General features: G+C 65.1%; 21 protein-coding genes. 7 read left to right on the top strand and 14 right to left on the bottom strand.

Features of this window, described 5'->3' with window-relative positions; translation table 11 throughout:
- Positions 1-25: 25 nt before the first annotated feature.
- Complete coding sequence (locus tag ACIP5Y_RS25170) at positions 26-319, bottom strand: hypothetical protein (protein ID WP_400353298.1); 294 nt, start codon at positions 317-319, stop codon at positions 26-28.
- A 457-nt stretch (positions 320-776) separates the two neighbouring features.
- Here ACIP5Y_RS25170 and mptB point away from each other — a divergent pair, with 457 nt between their 5' ends.
- The 3 genes from mptB (at position 777) to ACIP5Y_RS25155 (ending at position 4,016) form a co-directional block, all read left to right on the top strand.
- Positions 777-2,474, top strand: coding sequence for a polyprenol phosphomannose-dependent alpha 1,6 mannosyltransferase MptB (gene mptB / locus ACIP5Y_RS25165; protein ID WP_400353296.1), 1,698 nt, complete (start codon positions 777-779; stop codon positions 2,472-2,474).
- A 290-nt stretch (positions 2,475-2,764) separates the two neighbouring features.
- Complete coding sequence (locus ACIP5Y_RS25160) at positions 2,765-3,166, top strand: hypothetical protein (RefSeq protein WP_400353294.1); 402 nt, start codon at positions 2,765-2,767, stop codon at positions 3,164-3,166.
- Between the two features lie 679 nt (positions 3,167-3,845).
- Positions 3,846-4,016, top strand: coding sequence for a hypothetical protein (locus ACIP5Y_RS25155; protein ID WP_400353292.1), 171 nt, complete (start codon positions 3,846-3,848; stop codon positions 4,014-4,016).
- A 144-nt stretch (positions 4,017-4,160) separates the two neighbouring features.
- Here the strand turns inward: ACIP5Y_RS25155 and ACIP5Y_RS25150 are convergent, their stop codons facing one another.
- The 5 genes from ACIP5Y_RS25150 to ACIP5Y_RS25130 form a co-directional block, all read right to left on the bottom strand.
- Complete coding sequence (locus ACIP5Y_RS25150) at positions 4,161-5,396, bottom strand: MFS transporter (protein ID WP_400353290.1); 1,236 nt, start codon at positions 5,394-5,396, stop codon at positions 4,161-4,163.
- Positions 5,383-5,928, bottom strand: coding sequence for a flavoprotein (locus ACIP5Y_RS25145; protein WP_400353288.1), 546 nt, complete (start codon positions 5,926-5,928; stop codon positions 5,383-5,385). The genes ACIP5Y_RS25150 and ACIP5Y_RS25145 overlap by 14 nt, the downstream gene beginning before the upstream one ends.
- Positions 5,929-6,074: 146 nt before the next feature.
- The gene (locus tag ACIP5Y_RS25140) at positions 6,075-6,545 is read right to left on the bottom strand and encodes a cupin domain-containing protein (protein ID WP_400353286.1); all 471 of its coding nucleotides are present in this window, start codon (positions 6,543-6,545) and stop codon (positions 6,075-6,077) included.
- Between the two features lie 725 nt (positions 6,546-7,270).
- Positions 7,271-7,681, bottom strand: coding sequence for a DUF6086 family protein (locus ACIP5Y_RS25135; RefSeq protein WP_400353285.1), 411 nt, complete (start codon positions 7,679-7,681; stop codon positions 7,271-7,273).
- Between the two features lie 285 nt (positions 7,682-7,966).
- Positions 7,967-9,148, bottom strand: a complete 1,182-nt coding sequence (locus ACIP5Y_RS25130) for a helix-turn-helix domain-containing protein (RefSeq protein WP_400353283.1) — start codon at positions 9,146-9,148, stop codon at positions 7,967-7,969.
- Positions 9,149-9,553: 405 nt separating this feature from the next.
- Here ACIP5Y_RS25130 and ACIP5Y_RS25125 point away from each other — a divergent pair, with 405 nt between their 5' ends.
- Positions 9,554-9,820, top strand: coding sequence for a hypothetical protein (locus tag ACIP5Y_RS25125; RefSeq protein WP_400353281.1), 267 nt, complete (start codon positions 9,554-9,556; stop codon positions 9,818-9,820).
- Positions 9,821-9,994: 174 nt separating this feature from the next.
- On the opposite strand, the gene ACIP5Y_RS25120 is transcribed toward ACIP5Y_RS25125, so the two are convergent.
- Entirely contained in the window at positions 9,995-10,462 is a 468-nt protein-coding gene (locus tag ACIP5Y_RS25120; protein WP_400353279.1) for a MarR family winged helix-turn-helix transcriptional regulator, read from the bottom strand.
- Positions 10,463-10,611: 149 nt separating this feature from the next.
- Here ACIP5Y_RS25120 and ACIP5Y_RS25115 point away from each other — a divergent pair, with 149 nt between their 5' ends.
- Entirely contained in the window at positions 10,612-12,039 is a 1,428-nt protein-coding gene (locus ACIP5Y_RS25115) for an MFS transporter (RefSeq protein ID WP_400353277.1), read from the top strand.
- 63 nt (positions 12,040-12,102) lie between these two features.
- Here ACIP5Y_RS25115 and ACIP5Y_RS25110 read toward each other — a convergent pair whose 3' ends face one another.
- The 4 genes from ACIP5Y_RS25110 to ACIP5Y_RS25095 form a co-directional block, all read right to left on the bottom strand.
- Positions 12,103-12,858, bottom strand: coding sequence for a hypothetical protein (locus tag ACIP5Y_RS25110; protein WP_400353276.1), 756 nt, complete (start codon positions 12,856-12,858; stop codon positions 12,103-12,105).
- Positions 12,855-13,958 (bottom strand): terpene synthase family protein, encoded by a 1,104-nt coding sequence (locus ACIP5Y_RS25105; RefSeq protein ID WP_400353274.1) that lies wholly within the window; start codon positions 13,956-13,958, stop codon positions 12,855-12,857. Before ACIP5Y_RS25105 ends, ACIP5Y_RS25110 begins: the two co-directional genes overlap by 4 nt.
- A 157-nt stretch (positions 13,959-14,115) precedes the next feature.
- Positions 14,116-15,168, bottom strand: a complete 1,053-nt coding sequence (locus ACIP5Y_RS25100; RefSeq protein ID WP_400353892.1) for a polyprenyl synthetase family protein — start codon at positions 15,166-15,168, stop codon at positions 14,116-14,118.
- Positions 15,169-15,504: 336 nt separating this feature from the next.
- A complete protein-coding gene (locus tag ACIP5Y_RS25095; RefSeq protein WP_400353272.1) occupies positions 15,505-15,870 on the bottom strand; it encodes a hypothetical protein in 366 nt (121 codons plus the stop codon).
- 313 nt (positions 15,871-16,183) lie between these two features.
- Between ACIP5Y_RS25095 and ACIP5Y_RS25090 the strand changes: the two genes are divergently transcribed.
- Positions 16,184-16,735 carry a cysteine hydrolase family protein gene (locus tag ACIP5Y_RS25090; protein ID WP_400353270.1) on the top strand — a complete coding sequence of 184 codons (552 nt, stop codon included), beginning with the start codon at positions 16,184-16,186 and terminating at the stop codon, positions 16,733-16,735.
- Positions 16,732-17,661, top strand: coding sequence for a GlxA family transcriptional regulator (locus tag ACIP5Y_RS25085; protein WP_400353268.1), 930 nt, complete (start codon positions 16,732-16,734; stop codon positions 17,659-17,661). The genes ACIP5Y_RS25090 and ACIP5Y_RS25085 overlap by 4 nt, the downstream gene beginning before the upstream one ends.
- Positions 17,662-17,688: 27 nt before the next feature.
- Here ACIP5Y_RS25085 and ACIP5Y_RS25080 read toward each other — a convergent pair whose 3' ends face one another.
- From ACIP5Y_RS25080 to ACIP5Y_RS25070, 3 genes are all read right to left on the bottom strand, one after another.
- Positions 17,689-18,513 (bottom strand): hypothetical protein, encoded by an 825-nt coding sequence (locus ACIP5Y_RS25080; protein WP_400353266.1) that lies wholly within the window; start codon positions 18,511-18,513, stop codon positions 17,689-17,691.
- A gap of 218 nt (positions 18,514-18,731) precedes the next feature.
- Positions 18,732-19,919, bottom strand: a complete 1,188-nt coding sequence (locus ACIP5Y_RS25075; RefSeq protein WP_400353264.1) for an MFS transporter — start codon at positions 19,917-19,919, stop codon at positions 18,732-18,734.
- A gap of 80 nt (positions 19,920-19,999) precedes the next feature.
- Positions 20,000-20,425: a nuclear transport factor 2 family protein gene (locus ACIP5Y_RS25070; RefSeq protein ID WP_400353262.1), complete on the bottom strand. Its 426-nt coding sequence runs from the start codon at positions 20,423-20,425 to the stop codon at positions 20,000-20,002.
- Positions 20,426-20,448 lie beyond the last annotated feature (23 nt).

Here is a 20,448-nt window from a genome sequence, read left to right as displayed (position 1 = left end):
TGCCGATTTCAGTGCATTGAGCTGTTTATTGTTCGAGCGGTGGCCAGATCATGAATTGGGCGTCTTCGATGCGGTACGTCATCTGCCGACCGCGCCGCTTCGGAGTCCATCCGTTGTCGAGGGCTTTGCGAATGACTTCCGCGACCGCACCGGGTGTGATGACCGTTCCGTGGTCGACCCAGGTGACCATGCGCTGCCCTTGGCCTTCGGCTATCTCGACAACGATGGCGAGACCGGGCTCGTCATCAGGTGCGACGACCCATCTGAAGCGCTCGCCGTCAATGTCCAGAATCCGCGTTCCCTTGCGTGCTAGACCCATCACCCCACTCAACACGATGACGCACCAGAACTCGAATATCCGCTACTGCCGCGGACCGCACGTTGGTCGGCCGTCCAAACTAGTTGGACGACAGCGCTTCCTGGTTCATCCGCGCCGGATCGTTTCGGCATGAGGTGAAACGCAGATATGGGTTGTCGTCCAGCGACGCCTTCAGCGGGAATTACGGTCGTGCGGTAGGTAACCCGGCCGGACTTCCTACTGTGCGCCGGCCCGTGGATCGGCCGCACCGTCGAGGTCCGGCACCTCGCCCCGGTCGGCTGGTCAGGCCCGGGTGTTCGTGATCGAGGCTGTGGCAGTGCGTGTGCTGGATCGGATGCTTTCGTCCTTCGTCCGGAACGTGGAGAAGCTCTCGAACCACTGACCCGCGGGTCGGCACCGACCTGACAAAACCAGGGGCAACCAACGCACCGATGTGGTGCGGCTAGGCTCGGGCGCTGTGGGGGTAGGAGAAAGCTTGCGGCGTGAGAGCACTGACCTGGGACGTCGAGTCCTCGGTCTGGACACAGGGCACGCCGATCGCACCGTGACCGCTCTGCACAGCGGCGAAGCAGAGACGCCGGGGTTGGATCGCCAGGAAGTTGTACAACTCAGGCGGATCCGGATACTCGGTGCCACGGGAACAGTATTGATGGCGATCAGTGCGCTGGGTGTGGGCGCTCAGCCGGTGCATCAGAACCTGGTGTCGGGCGTGCGGGTGATGGGATTGTTCGCGCGGATGCCGACATCCATGCTGGCGATGTGCATGATCGGCACGGTCGCCGTGGTGTTGGCATGGCTGCTGCTGGGCAGATTCGCGGTCGGCGGCAGCGGTATTGCGCCCGTGCGCCGGATCAGCCGTTCCGAGCTCGACCGCACTCTGTTTCTGTGGATCATTCCGCTGGTGATCGCGCCACCGATGTTCTCCAACGACGTGTATTCCTATCTGGCACAAAGCGAAATCGCGCAACGTGGCATGGATCCCTACGTGGTGGGCCCGGCAACCGGGCTCGGCCTGGACAACGTGCTCACCAACAACGTTCCCAACATCTGGCGTGAGACACCCGCCCCATACGGCCCGTTGTTTCTCTGGATCGGCCGCGGCATCGCTGCGATCACCGGCGACAACATCCTGCTCGGTGTGTGGTCGCATCGGCTGCTCGAACTCGGAGGGATGGCGCTGATCGTGTGGGCGTTGCCGCGATTGGCGCGCCGCTGTGGGGTGGCCGCGGTAAGCGCATTGTGGCTGGGCGCGGCCAACCCGCTGGTGCTGTTCCACCTGGTCGCCGGAGTACACAACGACACGTTGATGCTCGGACTCATGCTTGTCGGGCTGGAGTACTGCCTTCGCGCGCTCCCCACCGAACCCGGGTTGAATACCGGTTCCCCTCTGTTGTTGGACGCCCATGCCTGGGCACTGATGGGGTTCGGGACGGTGCTCATCACCCTCGCGGCCATGGTCAAGGTTCCGGCGATCATCGCGCTGGGGTTTGTCGGCGTGGTGCTGGCTCGCCAGTGGGGCACGGGTATTGGGCACATGCTTCGTGCCGCGACCGTGCTCGGTGCGATCGCCGCGGTAACCACCCTGTTGGTCTGCTGGGGTAGCGGACTCGGCTTCGGATGGATCTATACCCTCGGCACCGCCAACGCGGTACGCAGCTGGATGTCGCTTCCGACTGCTCTGGGCATCACAACCGGATTCGGCGGCGTACTCCTGGGATTGGGCGACCACACCACGTCGCTGCTGGCACTCACACGTCCGCTCGCACTAGCAGTGGCCGCCTTCCTGAGCCTGCGCATGCTGGTGGCCGCGTGGACCGGGCGCCTGCATCCGATCGGTGCGCTCGGCTTGTCGGTGGGTGCGATCGTGCTGCTCTCATCGGTGGTGCAACCGTGGTATTTACTTTGGGCAATCGTGCCGTTGGCCGCCTGGGCAACTACCCCAGCATTCCGGGTGCCGGCGGTGGCATTCTCCGTGGTGGTAGGAGTTTCGGTGATGCCGCGTGGTGCCGAATTCGGGGTCCTGCAGATCGTCGAGGCCGCCTTCGCCGTCGTCTTTGTGGCGGTGTTGTTCATCGCACTCACCCGCAACACGTTGCCGTGGCGAACAGGCTCGGGGATAGCTCGTCGGTCCCGAAGGCACTGCACCCCAGCATGAAAGAACCGTTCCCGCTGCTGGATCTCCAGAAACCCTAAAGCAGGCACACTGACGGTCACGGTCAGGAACGAGGCATGTCCATAACTGGATGAAGGCGCGAAGCGCCGTGGCGGTCCAGCATCCGGTCATAGCCGCGTTGCGCGCGGTTCGAACCGGCCCACACGGAACGTCCAAAGATCAACGCACAGAGATCATCTCGGCTGGCCGAACGCACCATCGCCGATGAGCGAAACGGTCCGGCCCATCTGTACCCGATGCACGACCGGCTTCGCCAGTAGGATCAGATGTCCATGACCATGGATCCGCCGCCAGACCTTACTGATCTCATCTGGCTGTTCCAAGCCGAGCCTCGATGGCCGCACCTCGAGGGGTTGTCGGGTCCGTACTCCGATGCGAGTTACGAAGCGGAGTTGTGGCCGTTCACAGCCGCTATATTCCGCCTGCAGCGCGGAAATACATGGGTAGAGATGGAGATCCACCCCGACCACGACCACGTGCGCCTGATAATGGGAGTGGGCAATGATCGGCTGGCTGATCTCGAACTCGACAGTGTGCGAACGGTGGCCGTCGAGAAGTCCTCGAGTTGGGAACGGCTTCGGACCGATTTCCGCGATCATACCCTCGGCAAAACGCTTCGGCTTCAAACCAAGCCGGACATCAGCCTGCGATGGACGGCTGACACCGAGGTGTGAGAAGCGCTGGCGTACGCACGAACATCTATTCCGCGACCTGCGCGCAAGGCGGCAGCCGGATAGTTCAGTCGTCTGCTCGAGCCGAAGGCGAGTTGTCATGCCGACTGCCCTGATCGGAGTGACTCTCGGCAGGAGCGCCTTCGGTCGAGTCGTAGCCCGAGACCCATACGCCGCCCTCTTTTTTCAGGGGCCGGTTGGTCAACTCGCCACGCTGTTGCTTGCCCCTGATTGCGTGCAAAGCCCACCAACAGGCGGCCAGCAGGGCCGCTGGCAATCCGATGACCAACACCAATTCCACAAGCGGTGAGCCTAGCTCTGCATCGCGGTGACCTCGATCAACGCGGCGGCAGGCTGCCCAGCCAGTTTCACCCGGCCCGAACATATCGGCCTGGCCACGAACGCACTGTCATGCCGCATACAAGTCGTTCGATAACGCGGCACCGGCCGATCGACCGTTGCGAGAACCTGTTCCACTACTGTGCTGTCGCCGGTGGTCCCACGGCTGGCATCCGTCTGGTGTGGTGACGCGAGTATCGGGATCAGAACTCGGTAGCCGGCCCAGGCTTGGGGCGTCTGCCGTCGGGAACTTCTGAGATCGTCCGCAGGTGCAGTCGCGTTGCGGGACGATTGAGAAAGCATGCTTGCGGCCACGCGAGCGGCCTCGACGGAAGGACCTGAAATGGCCGAAGACAAGATCTTGAACAACATGAACGAAGTGGTGGAATTCGACCGCAGCAAGAATCAATACGGGCTGAATTATGATGAACGCCCCAAGACGGAATCGGGCAGAACTATCGATCCACAGACTCTCATGGACGGGGCCGTTGACTACAAGCCCAAGCAGCCGTAAATCGGTGGAGGCGTACAGCAAAGTCCGACCTCTTCAGCTGCGGAGGGTACGGCGGCGGCGGGGGTTTCCGCCGGGGCTGTACCCCTTGGCGTGAACGAATCGTGGTCGGGTGAGCGATGGCCCACCCGACCACGGTCTTCCGACTCACGCCGACAGGCATTGCGCCGTGACCTCGGGCTCGCTCGCGGCCCGCCGGACCGCGGGCACCGCGACCGTCGCCAGACTGGCGGCGACCGCCACCGCCGCCATCGCCACCATGCCGGTCCGCAGCCCGAGGTACCCCGGCAGCTGACCCATCACCAAATAGGCGACGGGCGTCAGCAATGTCGATCCGAAGTCGTCGATCGATCGAACCCGCGACAGCACCGCCAGCGGTATCCGTTCCTGTAACAGGGTGCGCCAGTACACCATCGCCATCGACACCGCCGCCCCGGACAGCGCGCTGTAGGCCCCGACGGCCGGCAAGCCGAGACCGCTGACCAGCATGCCCGGCCGGGCCGCCGCGACTGCCAGCAGTGCCGCGCAGGCCGCGGCGGGTCGGGCGAGCGCGATCCGCAGCGCGACCGCGCTGCCTGCCACGGCCCCGGCGGCGAAGGTCGCCATGATCACCGCCCAGCCGTCGGGCCCGCCGAGATCCCGCTGTGCCACTTGCGGTCCCAGTACCAGGACTGCGGGCATGGCAACCGCGCCGAAGACAGTGAAGTTGGCGATCGACGCCCACAGCCAGGTCCGCGAACGTACCTCTCGCCAGCCCGTCCGCAGCGCGATCATCAGCGGCTCTCGCGCCACGCATTCGATCGCGGCGGGCCTGCGCACTCCCAGCAACGCTATCGCGCTGACCGCGAACGTCGCGGCGTCGGTGATCACTGCCGCGCCGGGCCCCGCCGCCGCGATGAGCACCGCGCCCAGCGCTGGACCGAGCACGCGAAACAGGTTGCTGGACAACGCCACCAACGCATTCGCCGCGCGCAGCGACGCCGCGGGCACGAGCTGCGGAAGGATGCCGCCCAGCGCCGGTTTGAACAGCGCCTCCGCACCGCCGTAGATCGCCTGCAGCACAACGACCTGCCACAGCTGCGCCGTCCCGGACAGGAACAGCACCGCAAGCACGGCCTGTGCGACCGCGCGCGTCGCATCCGAGACGATCATCAGCTCTCGGCGCGGAAACCGGTCGGCGAGAACGCCGCCCAGCAACAGCAGTCCGGTGAGCGGCACGAACCGCGCCGCCAGCACCGCGCCCAGTGCTGCGGGCGATCCGCCGAGGCCCAGCACGACGAATGTGATCGCCAGCATGGCCGGGGCGTCCCCGGCCATCGACGTCGTCTGCCCGATGAACAGCAGCAGGAAATCGCGCTGCCGCAACGGTTTACGCGCGTCCATCGAGCCACTCGTCGATGATGACGGCCGCCTTGTCCGGCGGAACCATCGAGACGCCGTCACCGCGCGCCCCGCGCCACATCTCGTACACGATGCGCGCCTCGGGTTCCACGACCGTCTCACCGGCCGCGCGCAGGGTCGCCACGTGCCGCTGGGTCACGGGCTTGTCCCACATCACCTTGTTCATGTGCGGGAACCACAGACACGGCCCGGGCGCGGCCAGCAGCGTGGTGGTCGCGGGCGTGGACGCCAGTCCCATTGCGCCCGCGGCCACGATATGCGCGGTCGCCGGCAGCACGACCAGGCCGTCGGAGGTCAGGGCGAGTTCGACCGGATTGAGCGTCGGATCGTCGGAGGTGATGACCTCCTCGGCCAGCCAGCCCACCACCTCACGCGGCACGAAGCGTTCCGCGCTGCGCGTGAGCAGGACGACGATCTCGCGCTGTTGTCGTTTGCGAAGCTCGGTCAGATACAGCGGCAGGACCAGGGATGCGCTGGCGCCCGCCGCGATCACCACGAGCGCACCGTGGCGCATGGCTGATCTCCTTGGAAGGGAATCGGAGGTGGGGATCGCCCCGAGGGGCGCTCCGGGCGATCCCCTGGGTTTTAGCAGGTGGGTCCGTCGTCAGGTGAAGTATCGACCATGGTGAACACCTCCTTTCGATTGTGTGGGAAGCGATTTCAGAACCGGCAGTTGCCGGGGTCCGGTGCGCTGACGCCCGAGGGCTGCCCGGAGGGGGTGATGAGGACGACGTCGAGGATCAGCGGCTTGTCGGTCTCGTTGTGCACGGTGTGTACGTGGTGTGGATGCTCGACCCAGCCTTGGCCGCGCCCGAACGAGGCCGGGGCGCAACGCGGGTCGTCGGCCTCGTAGCGGGTGGCGGTGCCGTCGGCGATGTTCACCAGCACATCGCCGGAATGCCAGTGCCAGCCGACGCTGCCGCCGGGATCGACCGTGAGCACGGTGAATTGGATGTCGACGGGGCCGTCGGGCGCGATGTGGACGTCATCGACAGTCGCGGTGCTCATCGGTTGGGCGCTTACGCCGACATTCGGCGTGGCCGCGGCGGGCAGCGTCGCGGAGGTCAGCGACACCGCCACTGCGGCCGCCGCCACCGTGCCGCCGAGCAGTCGCCTCAATGTTCCAGACATGCTGAAAGCATCGGACTTCGAACTTTCAGTCGCCTTACAGCCGTACTTCACGCGGCGGTGAAATCTCTTGTGGCAGAAACACACACGAACGTGCAGATTCAGTCGCGATACCGGCATCCAGCGACGACCAGGACACCCAGATCACCGCCTACGGCCAACCCGTCTGGCTATGATCTTCCCATCTATGTCGCGCGGCGTCCTATTCGGCGACGGTCCGCTCGACGTACGCGAGAACTGCTCGAACAAACCAGGCTCGCGATCCGACGATCTCCAACGAACACTGCCTCGGCTCGCCACGACCTCGAACCAAACGCGTTCAATTCGGCAGATCAGTGCGTCCGGCGGGCCGAGATGATCTCGGCGCGTTGATCTTCGGGCCGCTCGATTGACCGTCTCCGAACCGCCCTGGATGCGGCTAGTAGGACAGTGCGTTCGTAGCCAGGCCGATATGTTCGGCCCGCGTGAAACTGGCTGGGCAACCTGCCGCCGCGCTGATCGAGGTCACCGCGAGGCACAGCTAGGCTCACCACTTGTGGAATTGGTGTTGGTCATCGGATTACCAGCGGCCATGCTGGCCGCCTGTTGGTGAGCTTTCCACGCGATCAGGGGCAAGCAACAGCGTGGCGAGTTGACCAACCTGCCCCTGAAAAATAGAGGGCGGCGTGTGGGCGTGCCCGCCGTCGCTCCGGAACGCCCGGGCCGCGGCATAGAAAGACGTTCGAGCACTACTGCACGGGCAGCATCGACCAATAGTTCGCGGTCGCTTGGTCATGGCGGTCGAGCCACTGCATCCACCAATGTCTGCGCCGCTCAGGGTGTGGATCATGGCCGTAATCCGGTTCTCGGACGGTACCGCCGGAGCGCTCCAGCAGTATCCACGCGGTCACGATGTATCCGGGCATGAGGTTGTGCCAGAACCAGCTTCCGGTCCGGTAATCGTGATCGAGTAGCGCGTTGACGAACGTCTCGAACACTGGGACGTCGATTTCGCAATCATCGTTGTCCATTCCGCTGAGCCCGCTGGGCACCCTCAGCCGACCAGCGATGACCTCGGCCATGGAAGCGAACAAGGTCCCGTCGATCAGACCGGGTGAGTTCCACACCATCTGTTCGCCGGCGTTGAAGTATTGGCTCATGCAGCAATTATGGATTGGCGTATTCCCGCGCCTGCCGAGAGGTTCTGGGCAACTGTGCGTTGTCGCCCGGCGCGCAGATTTCGAGTTCTTCTGCTCGGGACGGACCTTCCGAAGGCGAATCCATCGCGACCACATAGGGTTGTGGTGCGCCGGTCCCTTCAAGACACGATCATCGCCAGAAGCGGGCGTTCGGCCGGCCGCGAATCAGGCACCGCCAGTTGATCATCCGCTGTCCTGCGCTGGCTGGTTCGGTCAACGCGCTATGCGGCATGACACGTCAAAGTATCAGGTTTCACGCTCTTGAAACGGGTGGTCACTATGTCGGTAGGTGTCTCGGAACGCTTCGCGAACCGTCGCGGCGTCCTCCGAGTCCCGATGCTCGATACCGGAAACCACCTCGGACACGCGCCAGAAGTTCGACGGCACCAAACGCCCGGATTCCACCGCCGTGAGCGCGACATGGGCCGCCTCATCCGGTTTGTCGGCAGCGACCAGCGCCAGCCCGAGATCCAGATTCGCGGAGGCGATCCGACGCGGCCGGACCGACACCGCCCCTGCAAGATCTCCGAGCACATGGCGCGCGTAAGACTCCGCCGCCGGGTCGCCCAGCCATGCCAGCGTGGTAGCAACGTAGGCATCCGATTTCGCTGGGTCGTATCGGAAATGATGCTCCGGTCGGTCTGGAACGTGCAGCCCGGACACCAGTCTGGCGACTCGCCGCAGGGCTGCGTACGTTCCCTTGCTGTCACCGAGCCGCGCCAGTGCGCGCCCTTCTTGGGCAGTGGCTTGAATGAACACCGAACTCCCTTCCGGTGCAAGGGATTGCGCGGCTCGGGACAGTTCCGCCGCCTCCGCGAACTCGCCTCCGGTGAGTTGCTGCCACGCGCGTGTCTCGAGACACCAGGCGGCGATCTCTCGGTGCCCCGCTTCCTCGGAGAGTTTCCACGCCAGGTGGCCGCGCGCCGCAGCGTCCGACAGTTGACCCATATCGACATGGCAGGTGCTCGCCAGCAGCGAGAGCCATCCAACCGAGACGAGTAATCGGCGGTGCTGGGTGAGGGTCTTCCGACTGTCCATCAGGCGTCCGGCATATCCGAGATGCTGCCGGATGCGCACCAGGAGTTCACCCGGTGGCGTGGTCGGGTACGCCGACGCTAGGTCGTCCACGGCCGACTCGAGGCGATCCAGGGTGTCTCCACCGGTGTCGGACGCTGTCGCCCGCTGTATCCACTCAGCCGCTGCCCGTCCACCGTCGGCCGGTTCGACGAACAGCACCGACCCGACCCCCAGCGCGTCGGCGTACGCGCGTACGTGCTCCGCATTGATCTGGCGCTCCCCGGTTTCCAGAAGTCCCAGCAGCGCCTTGCTGTAGTGCGTCCGCGCGGACAGGGCGGACAGGCTGAGTCCGGCCGCTTCCCGAGCAACGCGAAGGCGCTCACCTGTGACGTTCTCCCCACGGGGCTCCATGGAAACCACGGTAGCCGGACGTGCCCTCCGTTGTAGACGGTTGTGGACGGCCAAGCGGTTACAGGCTGGAAACCGCACGCATAGCGTGGTTTTCAGGCATCCGGACAAGCGAGTCAACGGCTCGCCGGGCGACGGATGCTCCTACAGGCGCACAGCGATCCAAGGAGGACCGATGGCGGCCGGAAGCATGGCGGAGGCGGCGGTACTACATGTACTCGTTCCGGGCGGGGCTCTCAGCGTCACACAGATCAGCGAACAGGCACGGATCACAGAGTGGTCGGCTCGCCGGGCGATCGGGCAACTGGAGTCGCGCGGCCTGATCATGGCCGCCCCGTATGCCCCTCGTTGGTCGATCACTCCTCGGGGCCGCGCGGCTTGGACCACGAAGTTCCGGCGGGGCGCGCAATGACCACGCCGGAGGAACCGGGAATATCGCCAGTAGCGCAGTCCGGCATGTGCTACATCGAGATTGGAGGTAACTACCTTCAGCACTCGGATGGGACGTGGTCTGTCGTCGGCGCGGACGGGTGGCCTACGCCGCTGGAGACGTACCTTGCTCAGCCTGCGGAACTGGAGACCGACCTATCCACTCTCGCGCCGCTGGGCGTGACCGTGATCAACGTGGAGCCTGAGAGCGTGCGAGACGTCCCGGTCCGCCGGGAACTCGAATGAGCGGTGGTGGATAGTGCTGATCCAGCCGTACTGTGCGTCCGCGCCACCAGTGCCCGTGGCTGAAGGAGGCCATCCATTCGCTCGGCATCCCGCCGGAATTCACGACTTGTCCGGCCTGGTCACCTCGCTGAAGCACCCGAGGGCGAATGGCGCAGTGGGCTATGGGCTTACGAATCACTGGCCGACATCGGGCCGGGTGTGGGGCGGCCGTGGCCAGGGTCGTCCGGTCAGCCTCTCGATGTCGGTGTTGAAGCGTTCGAGGTAGGTCGCGAAGGTGGTCACGTCTTCGGGGGTCCAGTCGGCCATGATTACGTCGAGGTCGTGCACGCTGTCGGTGCGGTCGCTGTCGAGTAGTCGTTTGCCCTCGTCGGTGACGCGGAATCGGCGTGCCATGCCGCCGTCGGGGTCTGGGATTCGTTCGATCAGGCCGTCGTTCATCATGGCAGTGGTCTGGCGGCGCAGGGTCGAGGCCTCCAAGCCGAGTGTGTCGCTGAGTTGGTTGATGGACATCGAGTCTGCACCGCTCAGGCGGCTGAGCAGGGTGTAGGCGCTGCGGTCCAGGCGGCGCTTGGTGCGCGTGACAAGGCTGTAGCGGCCGAGCAGCATCGACTCGAATTCGATCAAATGGGTGGGTTTTTCCATCCGGATCCTCAGCTCGGGGCCATTTACCTGCAGGTATATCACGCGATGCGTGTATGAACCACTCAGTGTGTATATTACACGCGACGTGTATGTTACACGCTGCGTGTGTTGCACACGTGCATCGGTTTGCTCGATCTAGGGAGAAACACGTGGACAGGCCCCCACCCACCATCCGGCCGAACGGCATCCTCGCCGTGCTCGCGGCAGCAGGCATCGTCGCCGCGCTCATGCAGACGCTGGTGGTTCCGCTGATCGGCGACCTGCCGCGACTGCTGAACACCACCGCCTCCAACGCCACATGGGCGATCACGGCGACACTGCTGTCGGCCGCGGTGGCCGTGCCGATCGCGGGGCGGCTCGGCGATATGTACGGCAAGCGCCGCATGCTGCTGATTTCCACGTTTCCGCTGATCGCGGGATCTGCGTTGTGCGCCATGGCTTCCGGTATCGTGCCGATGATCGTCGGGCGTGGTCTGCAGGGGGTCGGGATGGCCATCGTTCCGCTCGGTATCAGCGCCATGCGCGATCTGCTGCCGCCCGAACGTCTGGGATCTTCGATCGCGCTGATGAGTTCGTCGATGGGTATCGGCGGGGCCTTCGGTTTGCCGCTCGCGGCGGCGGTGGCGCAGAATTCCAGTTGGCGCGTGCTGTTCTGGGCCGCCACCGTGACCTGCGTCGTTGTCGCCGTACTGATCTGGATGTTCATCCCCGCCACCGAGCTCACCACCGCGGCCGGCCGCTTCGACTATCTCGGCGCGCTCGGACTCGGAATCGGCCTGGTTTGCCTGCTTCTCGCGATTTCCAAGGGTGCTGTCTGGGGCTGGTCGAGCGGGACCACCCTGGGGTTGTTCGCGGCCGCGGTCGTGATGTTGGCCGTGTGGGGTTGGTGGGAGCTGCGCATCACCGCGCCGCTGGTCGATCTCCGGGTGACCGCGCGGCCGCAGGTGCTGCTGACCAATGCGGCTGCTGTGGTGGTCGGCTTCGCGATGTACGCGCAGTCGTTGATCGTGCCGCAATTGATGCAGTTGCCGAAGGCGACCGGCTACGGGCTCGGGCAGTCCATGCTCGCGATGGGGCTGTGGATGGCGCCGTCGGGGCTGGTGATGACGGCGGTCGCGCCGTTGGGTGCTCGGCTGTCCGCGGCTCGCGGGCCCAAGGTCACACTGATCGCCGGATCCCTCGTTATCGCACTGGGTTACGCGTCCTCGCTGGTGCTGATGGGCTCTGCGGCAGGGCTGGCGCTGGTGACCTGTATCAGTTCCGCAGGGATCGGCATGGCCTACGGAACGTTGCCCGCGTTGATCATGGGCGCGGTGCCCCGGTCGGAAACCGCTGCTGCCAACAGTTTCAATACGTTGATGCGCTCCATCGGAACCTCGACGGCGGCCGCGGTTGTCGGCGTTGTGCTTTCGCAGATGAGTATCCACATGGGTTCGCACACACTGCCGTCGGAGAACGGGTTCCGTGTCGGCCTGCTGATCGGTTGCGGTGCCGCGCTTGCCGCTGCGGCCATCACGGTCGCCATCCCGGTTCGCCGCACCGCGGCTCCGGAACCGCGGTCTATGTCTCGGGTCTGAGCACGCGCCACCAGCCATATCCCGGTGCCCGCCGCCCGTTGACAAGCGTCGAGACAAGGCGGCTCACCGGGACGGCTGTCCAGCGCTGAGGCGGGCGCTGGTTGTGGCTGGGCGGAGCAGGGTGAGTCCGGTGGCGGCCATCCATAGGTACGCCGGCCCTGATCCCACGCAGAAGGCCCCGACGGAGATGGGTGACCAAGGGCCGGTGGGGACGAAGATCGAGGCGAGGCTGGCCCAAGAGGCTACTGCGGCGACCAGTGCGCCCGGTCCTGCCAACATGTGGGGCAGTACCGGATGGGCGCGGTTGGCGAAGTGAACGGCAATGAGCACTATTCCCAACGGGATCGAGCCCATAGCCCACAACACATTCGTCAGCTCCCAAAGTGTCTCTGCCAGGCGCTGATCCGACGGGCTGGCACCGAATCCCGGGTAGCCTCGGGCGATCATACCGATCATCATGTACACGCCGTCGCTCGCGAAACCGACTGCGGCCCACACGATTACTCCGCAAAGCATGAACCATCCCGGCAGCGAGCTGCCGCTCGCTCGATGTGTGTAGACAAAGGCCAGCAGCACGACGAAAGCGAGCCAGCAGCCGATGAACGCGATGGTGGCGAGGGTTTGGAGCTCGACGGCGTAGTGCGGCAGGGTGTAGTCGAGATAGACCCGGCCATCGACGCCGTCGTCGGGGTAGGGGAACGGGCGGATGGCCAGCAGCCCTGCCACGATCACAGGGCCGAACGGACCGATAAACCCCGCCCATCGCAGATACCTGCGCTCCTGTGTCATGGCCTCTGCACGGTCCGTTATCGCGGTCACGACTCGCTCCTGTGCGGGAACTTGTCGTGCATGTCCGGCGAACTGTCGGCGGCGGCGTGGTCCCCGTTCGCGGGCGTGAATTCAGTGCGGTCGGTGTGGAATGTGACCATTGCTTCGAGGTTTCCGTCCCAGACGAAACCGGGCCCATGATAGCGACTGCTTCCACGTTCGAAGGCGACGCTACCCAAGATCAGATAGCCCAGCTCCCGCAGATATGCCGCGATATCCGGGCGGCGGCCTCCCCATACGCTGATCAGTTCATCGCGAAGGGAGCAGAATTGCGATTCCAGGTCATCTGCGTGGCGGCAGACCTTGTCCACGGCGCTCTGCAGCGATAGCCCTTCGTTGCGTGCCGCAGTGATCACATTGGCCATCCAGTCCCCGGCGACGCATTCTTTTCGATAGGAGTACACGTCGTTGACGATCGCGGTTTGGGCACCGAGTATCCACGAGAGCTCTTCGAAACGCCGATCGCTGGTGAGCTTCGCGGGTATTTCTATGTTCATGGCATATTCGGTCAGCACCGCAAATGCGCGAGTGTGAATCGTTTCGCACCGAATACGAACCAGGGCATCGTAGTCGAGCAATTTGCCGTTTCGAAGATTGTCATGCTCCGCCGTGACGTGTCCACGGCATGCGCCGAGTAATTCCTTCCATCGCTCACTCACGCCCGGCGAGATGCGTGCTCGCATTCGGTTCCACAGGTCAGCGTACATTTGTGCGAGTGGCAGGTCGTCCGGGCAATGCTCGGCGCTGCCCGTGGTGATGATCCGTCCCAGCACCTCGCGCGCCATCTTGGTATCGGCGAAATCTCGTCCGGTGGAATTTGCATTCGGTTCGGAGTCCCGAACGGCGTCCCTTGTGAACGCGTCGTCGATTGATGTCAAACATTGAGCCATATCGGCTACATCAAGTGTTCTCGCGAGGCTGCCGTGTGGATAGCACACGGCGGCCCACCAGGCGCATAGCTGTTCCGTGAATAGTGCCGGCTCGCGGTCGTTGCGGAAATGGCGTGTCAGCCAGCTCGTAGTCCAAGCGTTGGATGCGAGTACTATCTGCGGTGCTGCGATGTGGTCCTCGATGGGAATCGTACGAGGCATGCTGGGAAGATAGTGTTGTACACCCTCGACCTCCTGCCTTTCCCATTGTTGCAATGCAGTTGCACTCGCAGCTCGTAATGCTCGCGGTTCTTTTTTGGCATACATATCGATTGCCTTCGTTACCGATACTGGCGAGGACGTCGCATGCATCGTGGCCTCACCGATTGCGGTGCACGGCAATGCGCGCCAATGCCGCGAGGTCGCCGGTGCGGGCGTGCTCGGGTAGAGCCTGGAGCGCGGCCGCCGATCGTTGTTCGGCCCAGCGGCGGGTCAGCTGCCTACCTCCGGCGGCCTCGATCAGCGCCCGCGCCCGCGCCACCTCCGACCCCGTCAGGGGGCCCGGTGACCTGTACAGTTCGGCCAGCTCGGCCGCGGTGCCTCCGCCGGATTCGACCGCGGCCGCCACGGGTAGTGTCCATTTGCGCCGGACCAGGTCACTGCCGACGGGTTTGCCGGTCACCGCGGGGTCGCCCCAGATGCCGAGCAGGTCGTCGGCGCACTGGAACGCCACCCCGAGCTCGCGACCGAACCGGTCCATCGCCGAGATCGTGTCCTCGGCGGCGCCCACGCACAGCGCACCCAGTGCGCACGCACACCCCATCAACGCCCCTGTCTTACCCGAGGCCATGGCCAGATACTCCAGCACACTCACCCGGTCGTGGGTCTCGAAGGCGCAGTCCTCGTGCTGGGCATGGGCCAGCTCGATCGCAGCCGACTCCATCCGGGCCACCGCGTCCACCGCCACCGCTGGTGGTAGCCGGGTGGCCAGCACCTGTAGGGCCAACGCGTGCAGGGCGTCGCCGAGCAGGATCGCGGCGGTGTTTCCCCACACCCTCCACACCGTGGTGCGGCCCCGCCGCAGCGGATCGGCATCCATCACGTCGTCCTGGACGAGGGTGAAGTTGTGCAGCAACTCCACCGCCGCCGCGGCCGGAACTGCCACCCCGGTGTCGCCACCGCACGCCCCCGCGGCAGCGATCGTCAATGCCGCCCGCTGCATTTTCCCCGATCCCGCCCCGCCCGCAGCGCCCGCGGTGCCCGCCTGGTCCCACCAGCCCAGGTGGTAGCCGGCCATGCGGCGCAACGGATCCGGCAGCAACGCCACCGACTCCCGCACCACCGGCTCGGTGACGCGGCAGGCATCCGCCAGAATCCCCGCGGCACTGCCGACCCTGATCGAGGATGCATGTGTCGTGACAGCCACTGCGATCAGCTCCACTCGGATCGAACACCGCAGGGCGCGGGAAGGACGGACCTGCACCCGATCCAGCGGCGCGGCGGCCGGGCCCCGATGCGTCGTCGAATCGCACAGGCCGAGCCTTGGAATTCGACCACAAGCTTTGCGGGGGTAGGCGCCGCCCGAACCAACTCCGGTTGCCTCAAAACCGAACGGGCGCCTGGAAACCAACTGGGGTTGGACCGGCTCCGAGGCTGCTCGGCCGCGGTGCCGGCGCCGAAACCGCGGCAGGCGCAGTGGGATTCGAAGACGCCCGCATGCTGCGCCGCCTTCGCACCCGCACGACAGTCGACAATGCGCTTCGATAGATTATTGGCCGAGGATGCTGGGGGAGGGGGTGGGTTGGGGGCCGCCCGGGAAGTTCGGTGAGGTGCAACTCAGGTTTGGGTTGCCGGCGACGTAGAGGTTGAGGGTGTAGCCGTCGGGTGGGGTGGCGTGGGTGTCGGGGGCGGAGTTCGGTTGCCAGCCCAAGGTTTGCCAGGCATTCTCGGTGGCCGATACGGCAGTCTGCTTGGTGTCGTCGGGTAGGCCCTGGAGCCAGTAGGCGATGTCGTAGAACGCGTCTTCCATGAATGCGCTGCCGGAGGGGCCCATCGGGACGGCCACCCCTGGGGGGAATTCGCTGCCGGGTAGGCCGCCGGGCACGTCCGATGTGAGGTATGTGCCTTGCGGCATGGCCCGGATGGTCTGTACGAGGTAGCCGATGCAGGTGTCTTGTGCTTGCTGTGCATTCGCTGGTGGAGCGGCTTGAGCTGGGGGCGCTAGTGCGGTGATCGTTAATAGCACACCGAGCACTGGCAGTGATCTGATAACAAGATTTTGCATAGGAACCACATCCTGAAATCCTGCTTGCTAAAAAATTGCTGATACGGAGTGTATCACCAATTTGGTTAGCGGCAAGAGCGGCGAGATGAGGTGACCGGATCGTTCCGCTATCAGGCCGAATCGGGTCTTCATCGGCGGATCATCCGTTGCCAGGATGTATTTCATGAAGCGAGCCCTGATCGTGATCGATGTCCAAGAGTCCTTCCGCGCACGCCCGCTGTGGGCGGAAATCGCCAACCCGGACATCGCGGAACCCGTCAACCGGCTGGTCCGGCTTGCCCGCGTCCACGGTGATCTGGTGGTGTGGGTGCTGCACTGTGAACCGGGCAGTAACGATGTGTTCGATCCGGCTTTGGGGCACGTGCGTCTGCTCGATGAACTGGAGCGGCCCCGCACCGGGGAACCGTTGCTGCACAAGACATCTCACAATGCTTTCACTACCACCAATCTGCAGCAGCTTCTCACCGAAGCGGGTGTGCGCGAACTGGTTGTCTGTGGCATTCGGACCGAACAGTGCGTGGAAACCACCACTCGGATAGGCGGCGATCTCGGCTACGACATGACCTTTGTCATCGACGCGACCACCACCAACCCAGTCGGCGGGATAAGTGCCGACGCCATCATCGAGCGCACCGAAGCGGTGTTGCGTGACCGGTTCGCTCGCATCACCACCGTGGCGGCGCTGGAAACCGAGCTGGGAGCATCGCTGGTGTGAGTCGTGTCGTCTTCGTACTGCTTCCCGGATTTCATCTGCTCGATATGGCCGGGCCCGCCCACGCCTTCTATGCGGCCGCGGCGTACGGGTATCGCTACGAGCTCTGCTATGTCGCCGAACAGGAACAGGTAGGCAGTGCGCAGGGCGTGCCGGTGACCGCCAAAACATCGTGGCCGCAGCTGACATCCGACGATCTGGTCGTGGTACCGGGCGGGTGTGTGCAGACCCTGAAGGATGGGCCGGCACTCCCGCCAACCCTGCAGGAGCACTTACGGGCGCACTATGCGGCCGGAGGTTTCGTCGTGAGCGTGTGTTCGGGAGCTGATGCGCTGGGCCAAGCCGGATTGCTGAACGGACGCAGGTGCACCACTCACCATGAGCTTCAGGACGAGCTCGCCTCCCGATACCCGGCGGCGACGGTGGTGCGAGATGTGCTGTACACCATCGACGAACGGGTGGCGACCTCGGCAGGTATTGCCAGCGGGATCGACCTCTCACTGCATCTGCTGGCAGTCCGGCATGGTCCGGCGGTTGCCAGCCGGGTGGCGCGGGAGATGGTCGTGTACCTGCGTCGCAATGGCGACGAGCTGCAAGCCAGTGCCATGCTGCGGCACCGCTCCCACCTCGATGACGTTGTCCACCGCGTACAGGACGTCATCGAGGCACGTTTCGCTGAATCGTTGCCACTGGCTTACCTGTCCGAGTCCGCCGGCGTCAGTGAACGTACGCTGACGCGTCTGTTCAGCCGTGCCACCGGCGGCCTCACTCCGCTGCGTTACCAGCAGACGCTACGACTCGAGCGAGCGGAGCATCTGCTCAGCCACGGTGCCACAGCCGAAACCGCGGCAGGCGCGGTCGGATTCGAAGACGCCCGGATGCTGCGCCGCCTCCGTGCACGGACGACAGTCGATACTGCACGTCGATGAGCAGCCGACCGTCCCGGCGCTGCGAGGTCAGTCTCGCAGTGCCGGGTTCTCGTGATGGGGGATCTCTGTCCGGACCTGCTGTTGGACATCGGATTTGGTGACGGACAGGTAGGCGACCAGCGCCACGATGAGCGCGCCGAGCACGGCGACGACAGGACCGTCGCCGAGCCCGACACCGTTGTGCTTGGACAGCCAGTCGGCCACGGAGGCGCCCAGCGGGCGGGTGATGACGTAGGCGGCCCAGAAGGACGCGATCGGATTCCAGTTCAGCCAGCGGTAGCCGGCGGCCGGGATCAGGATCGACACCGCGAACAGCGCCGCCGAGGCGGCATAGCCGAAATGCAAGGTGTAGGCGGTGAAGTCGCCCAGCGCGGTGCCCAGGGCGAAGGTGGCCATTACCGCCGCCCAGTAGAACAGCTCCCGGCGAGGGGTGTCGACGGCGTGAATCGACAGCGTGCCCTCGATGCGATACCAGAGCACGAACACCGCGGCCAGCGCGGCGGCATAGAACAGCGTGGAGATGGGGTAGGGGACGCCCAGCGCCACGTGCATCACGTCCGCGGCCATGGTGCCGAAGATGCCGACCATGACCACCGTGAGCCAGTACCGCCACGCGATGTAGCGTCCCGCGCGCAGCTGCAATACCAGGGAAGCGATCAAGGCCAGCAGGCCGGCGGCGACGGCGATCGGCGGGTCGATGGTCGTGACCAGCAGGTCGGAGCTGGATTCGCCCATGGCGGTGGACAATCCCTTGACGATCCAGAAGGCCGCGGTGATCTCGGGGACGCGCAGCGCGCCCGCAAGGGTCGGCGCGGACGGGGACGAATTCGGTCTACCGAACGTGGCACTCAACGGATCACCTTTGCGGAGTCGACGGACGCACACGGCTCTCGACACCGTGGACGTGCGCGAGTGTTCTCTCTCACCGCTGAGAGCACGCTGAGAAGGCTTGCGGCGAAGGAGTTGCCGACGATCGGAGAGGCTGCGCTCCGAACCGCGCGGGCTCGTTCGACACCCGTGCGCGCGTTGCGTCGGGATCGAGCATCTCCTCGGCTTTGATCGGCATGACCTCATCTCACTTGCGCGGTGTCGGGCACGCGCACGGTGGCGCTGCGGATCGGCCTGCGCAGCAAGGTAGCTGCGATCGTGGCGGCGGCGATTCCCAGCACCGCCGCCACGACGAAGGCGACCCGATAGCCCGCGGTCACCGCGAGTACGCCGCCGATCGGACCGGCCGCCAGAATCCCCAGATCCCAGCACGAGGTGACCGTGCCGACCACCGCACCCGGACGCGTGCTCGTGGTGCGGCGCAGGGTGACCGCCACGGTGGACGGATACATCAGTGCCAGACCGGCGCCCGCCAAGGTCGCCCCGACCAGCACCGCGGATTCGGACCGGATCAGACCCGCCAGCAACAGACCCGATCCCTCCACCGCGAGCGACCAGGTCGCGATCACGACTCCGCCGAAACGGTCGACCAGCGGACTGCCCGCGAATCGCGTCACCAGGAACGCAATGGCGAACAGCGAGAGCACTACCGCCTGGCCACCGCTGTGGAAGCTGCGCAAATACAGCACGGCCAGCGCGGACACGGTGCCGTAGCCGTAGGCCGAGAGCCCGAATGTCAAGCCCGGCAACCCGATTCCTGCGGGCGCCACATCGGCCAGGCCCCATGGCGGGATCGTCTCGGACGCCCGGTGTTGCTGGTTCGGGGTGGCGGCGGTGAGCCCGGCCGAGAACACCCCAAGTGCCACCACCATCCACCAGACGCCGTGATAGCCGGACGTGGAGTCCACCGCCGCGCCCAGCACCGGTCCCGCTGCCAGTCCACCCCACATCGACAGCCCGAACCACCCCGCTACCCGGCCCTGCCGAGCCGGATCCGCACCCGAGAGCACCCACGGCAGGGCACCCGAAAACAGTGCAGCCTCCCCGGCTCCCATGACCAGCCGGGACAGCAGCAGCACTGCGGGATCGGGTGCCACCAGGTGCCCGAGCCCGCCGAGCATCGTCAGGATCCCACCCAGCATCACCACTGCACGGGCCCGGCCGTGATCGGCGGCCGCGCCGGCGAAGGGCCGTCCCACGGCAGTGGCGAGGAATGCGATACCCACGGCGGTCGCACTCAGCACTGGGCCGCCACCGAACCGGTGTGCCACGAACGTAGGCATCTCCTGCAAAGTGGCGCCCAGTGCCAGATAACCCGCCAGCACCGCGAGCCATAGCCGAATCAGCGGAACCTTCGCTTGCGCAACCATTCTGAGACGATAACGATCGTTACCATCTCGGGTCAACCGTCGCCGACTAACACCCTGACCGGATGCTTTGGGGGCAACCGCTATTGGGTCGAGGGCTGGGATGCCGGGGTGATCTGTGTGCCCTGCGCAGAGACCAGGCGCCATCCGGCGACATCGTCGTAGCTGAAGACGTGGGTGTAGCGGCTGGCTGTTGTGAAGGTGGTGCCATCGGGATTGGTGAAATTCATGCTGGTCCGGCCCACGACGATGGCGACCTCGGCGATTCGGCGGACTATGGCCTCTGCGGGGTGGGACTCGATGGCCGGGAATCGTAGTGTCCCCGAGGCCATTACGGCGAGCAGGTCGGCTTTGGTGACGGTCGCGCCATCGTTGACGGCGACCAGGATGAAATCCTCGGCCAGCAGCTCGTTCAGGCTGTTGGTATCCGCGGCGACCAGGGCGTCGAAGAAACGCTGGTCTTGCTCGAGCAGGGATGTGCGGTCATCAAGGTTGGCGATGATGGTCACGAAGGTGTCCGTTTCTGCGATTT

The sequence above is a fragment of the Nocardia sp. NPDC088792 genome (assembly GCF_044750615.1).
Classification (GTDB): domain Bacteria; phylum Actinomycetota; class Actinomycetes; order Mycobacteriales; family Mycobacteriaceae; genus Nocardia.
This window is presented reverse-complemented; position numbering and strand designations above follow the sequence as displayed.

Coding starts and splice junctions, on each gene's coding strand:
- ACIP5Y_RS25170 (WP_400353298.1), bottom strand. CDS start 319: ATGGGTCTAGCACGCAAGGGAACGCGGATTCTGGACATTGACGGCGAG.
- ACIP5Y_RS25160 (WP_400353294.1), top strand. CDS start 2,765: ATGACCATGGATCCGCCGCCAGACCTTACTGATCTCATCTGGCTGTTC.
- ACIP5Y_RS25155 (WP_400353292.1), top strand. CDS start 3,846: ATGGCCGAAGACAAGATCTTGAACAACATGAACGAAGTGGTGGAATTC.
- ACIP5Y_RS25150 (WP_400353290.1), bottom strand. CDS start 5,396: ATGGACGCGCGTAAACCGTTGCGGCAGCGCGATTTCCTGCTGCTGTTC.
- ACIP5Y_RS25145 (WP_400353288.1), bottom strand. CDS start 5,928: ATGCGCCACGGTGCGCTCGTGGTGATCGCGGCGGGCGCCAGCGCATCC.
- ACIP5Y_RS25140 (WP_400353286.1), bottom strand. CDS start 6,545: ATGTCTGGAACATTGAGGCGACTGCTCGGCGGCACGGTGGCGGCGGCC.
- ACIP5Y_RS25135 (WP_400353285.1), bottom strand. CDS start 7,681: ATGAGCCAATACTTCAACGCCGGCGAACAGATGGTGTGGAACTCACCC.
- ACIP5Y_RS25130 (WP_400353283.1), bottom strand. CDS start 9,148: ATGGAGCCCCGTGGGGAGAACGTCACAGGTGAGCGCCTTCGCGTTGCT.
- ACIP5Y_RS25125 (WP_400353281.1), top strand. CDS start 9,554: ATGACCACGCCGGAGGAACCGGGAATATCGCCAGTAGCGCAGTCCGGC.
- ACIP5Y_RS25120 (WP_400353279.1), bottom strand. CDS start 10,462: ATGGAAAAACCCACCCATTTGATCGAATTCGAGTCGATGCTGCTCGGC.
- ACIP5Y_RS25105 (WP_400353274.1), bottom strand. CDS start 13,958: ATGCCTCGTACGATTCCCATCGAGGACCACATCGCAGCACCGCAGATA.
- ACIP5Y_RS25095 (WP_400353272.1), bottom strand. CDS start 15,870: ATGCCGCAAGGCACATACCTCACATCGGACGTGCCCGGCGGCCTACCC.
- ACIP5Y_RS25090 (WP_400353270.1), top strand. CDS start 16,184: ATGAAGCGAGCCCTGATCGTGATCGATGTCCAAGAGTCCTTCCGCGCA.
- ACIP5Y_RS25075 (WP_400353264.1), bottom strand. CDS start 19,919: ATGGTTGCGCAAGCGAAGGTTCCGCTGATTCGGCTATGGCTCGCGGTG.